We start from the raw sequence: 2,722 nt of genomic DNA, 5'->3' as shown, positions 1-2,722 counted from the left end.
TGCGTCCGGCTTGACCAACTCCTTGCTGGTATCCGGCAGCACCGGTTGCTTGCCTGCGTCCGGCTTGACCCGTTCTTTGTGAGTGTCCGGTGAAATCGGTAATTTGCCCGCATCCGGCTTGATCGGCTCTTTACCGTTATCCGGTGCAATGGGTAATTTGTCGACGTCGGGTTTGACCTGTGTTTTACCCGAAAATATGTCACGCATGGCCCTGAAGATACCTTCAAGCATATCGAACAACTGCCTCAGCGCGGTCTCAGGTGTGACCGCCGTATTATCGGGACGCAGTGACGTCTGAAGAGGTGTTGTGCCAGGCGACTGTACGGTCGGCTTGAGAATAACTTTAGTATTCGAAACCGCTGGTTGTTCCAGAGCAGATGTATCGACTTTAACCAATGGCGGAGTGTTAATCGACATAGACATACGCACGTTCCTTTATTTCATACAACCCGACCGTTCAACGGCCGGAGGGAGGGATAGTTTTATTGACTGAACAACAACAGCGCTGCTTCAGTCCCTCCATTCGTGGGAACTTGAGCCATCGAGTTCCGCGAATCGCAGTTCATATAAGGAAACCAACATGCATTATCAGACTTTGCCTCATGGACAATTTGCGCGAAGCCTTGATTTATGGCTTTGTCGATACGAAAGTGCGGTCACACGCGCTAATACTCTGTAGGCATGTCACTCGTCGATAACATTCCACGTGTTTACTTGCCTCTGGTTTGTGTTAACTCGCACGCGTAAAAAAGGCGCCTGCAGTGGCGCCTTTATGCAAATCAATGGCAAAAGTTCGATTGCCTCGCTTCAGACAGCCACAGGGTTGGGCATCCCCAGCAGGCGACTGACCTGCTCCAGGCCGGTCTCGCGGCGCAAGGCGGTAAACAGCTCCACCGCTTCGGGGTAGTTGCGCGTCAGCATCGCCAGCCACTGCTTCAAGCGGCCGGGTGCCTGGCGCTCGGTCAATTGCGCCACCGATTGGGTCCAGAATTCCTGGAGCATCGGCTGCATCTGCGCCCATGTCATTTCCACCACCTCTTGCCCTGCACGCGCCGCCGCGATCTGCCGCGCCAGGTCAGGACGCGCCACCAGTCCACGGCCAAGCATGATGTCTTCGGCGCCGCTGACTTCGCGGCAACGTTTCCAATCGTCGACGCTCCAGATGTCGCCATTGGCAAACACCGGCACCTTGACCACCTCCTGCACCCGCGGAATCCACTCCCAATGGGCGGGCGGCTTGTAGCCATCGGTCTTGGTGCGCGCATGCACCACGATATGCGCAGCCCCGCCTTCGGCCAGCGCCGTGGCGCAGACCAATGCGCCATCCGGACTGTCGAAGCCCAGGCGCATTTTGGCGGTGACCGGGATATGCGCCGGGACCGCACGGCGCACATGCTCGACGATACGGTTGAGCAACTCCGGCTCCTTGAGCAGCACCGCACCGCCGCGGGACTTGTTGACGGTCTTGGCCGGGCAGCCGAAGTTGAGGTCGATCACCTGCGATCCCAACTCGCAGGCCAGGGCGGCGTTTTCCGCCAGGCAGACCGGGTCAGACCCCAGCAATTGCACGCGCAGCGGCACGCCCGCGGCGGTGTGGGCGCCCTGCAGCAGTTCCGGAGCGAGCTTGTGAAAATAGGCGGGGGTGAGCAAGCGGTCGTTGACGCGGATGAATTCGGTCACGCACCAGTCGATACCGCCCACGCGGGTCAACACGTCCCGCAGGATGTTGTCGACCAACCCCTCCATGGGCGCCAAAGCAATTTGCATGGAAAACACTCAACAAAAATCGTGGCGCAGTTTACTGGGTTTCCCACAACAACCGTTAACCCCCCGTCAGCGCAGGCCCGTACCCCTCGATAAACTCGGCAGGCATGCGCTTGGGCCTGCCGCTGGACAGTTCGATGCAAACGAAGGTGGTGTGCGCGCGCAGCAAGGTCGCACCGTCACGCGGGCGTACCAGCTGAAAACGGCGCGTCATCTTCAGGCGCTGGTCCCAATCGACGATCCACGTGGCCAGTTGCAGCTCATCGCCTTCGTAGCCGGCCGCCAGGTAGTCGATCTCATGACGCACCACGGCCATCGCGCGGTCCAGGCGCCGATACTCGGCAAGGTCCAGCCCCAGGCGCTGGGAATGGCGCCAGGCGCAACGCTCCAGCCAGGACACGTACACCGCGTTATTGGCGTGCCCCAGGCCGTCGATGTCCTCAGCGGCGACCTGCAGGTCGATGATGAACGGCGTTGCCAAATCCCAGCCCATGCCTTGCTCCAGTCGATTGATGTCGGCGGACGCAGTGTATCAGGCGCTCTGGCGCTCCTGTACATGACAGCTCGCCAACAGGGCGAGTACGCCTTCAATTACCCGTGGATCGGCCAGCACCTTCTGATGCCCGCCCTGCTCCAGGCGCATCAGGCGACTGCCTGGCCAGGCCTCATGGATGGTCTGCGAGGCTTTGACCGGGACGAACGTATCGTCTTCGGCATGCACGATCAGGCCGGGAAGGTTCATCTGGTAGTGCGCGACATCCAGATGCTTGAGCGGCATGCCGAATGCCAGCTCCACCGTCTGGATAAACGCCGAACGTGCGCGCGGCGGCAACCCCATCATGCGCGTGAAACCGCGCAGCGCATCGAGGAACCGCGAGGGCGCGGCGATACTCACCAACGCCTGCGTACTCAGCCCCAACTGCACCGCCAGCATCGCGCTGGCACCGCCCATGGAGTG

General features: G+C 60.3%; 4 protein-coding genes. All 4 read right to left on the bottom strand.

Annotation, left to right across the window (positions count from 1 at the left end; all coding sequences use genetic code 11):
* Positions 1-423: hypothetical protein (locus BFP90_RS28835; protein WP_218061245.1), on the bottom strand; the 423-nt coding region annotated here is incomplete at its 3' end.
* 384 nt (positions 424-807) lie between these two features.
* Entirely contained in the window at positions 808-1,767 is a 960-nt protein-coding gene (locus BFP90_RS15020; RefSeq protein WP_065884111.1) for a tRNA dihydrouridine synthase, read from the bottom strand.
* A gap of 55 nt (positions 1,768-1,822) precedes the next feature.
* Positions 1,823-2,257, bottom strand: a complete 435-nt coding sequence (locus BFP90_RS15015; protein ID WP_065894097.1) for an acyl-CoA thioesterase — start codon at positions 2,255-2,257, stop codon at positions 1,823-1,825.
* A gap of 39 nt (positions 2,258-2,296) precedes the next feature.
* The coding region (locus tag BFP90_RS15010) for an alpha/beta fold hydrolase (protein WP_370671699.1) at positions 2,297-2,722 on the bottom strand (426 nt) is incomplete at its 5' end.

The sequence above is a fragment of the Pseudomonas sp. 24 E 13 genome, from assembly GCF_900004715.1.
Taxonomy (GTDB): Bacteria; Pseudomonadota; Gammaproteobacteria; order Pseudomonadales; family Pseudomonadaceae; genus Aquipseudomonas; species Aquipseudomonas orientalis_A.
Note: the sequence above shows the minus strand (reverse complement) of the source record. Positions and strands in the feature narration are given on the sequence as shown.

Excerpts from the sequence above, each read along its gene's own strand:
- BFP90_RS15020 (WP_065884111.1), bottom strand. The coding sequence starts at position 1,767 with ATGCAAATTGCTTTGGCGCCCATGGAGGGGTTGGTCGACAACATCCTG.
- BFP90_RS15015 (WP_065894097.1), bottom strand. The coding sequence starts at position 2,257 with ATGGGCTGGGATTTGGCAACGCCGTTCATCATCGACCTGCAGGTCGCC.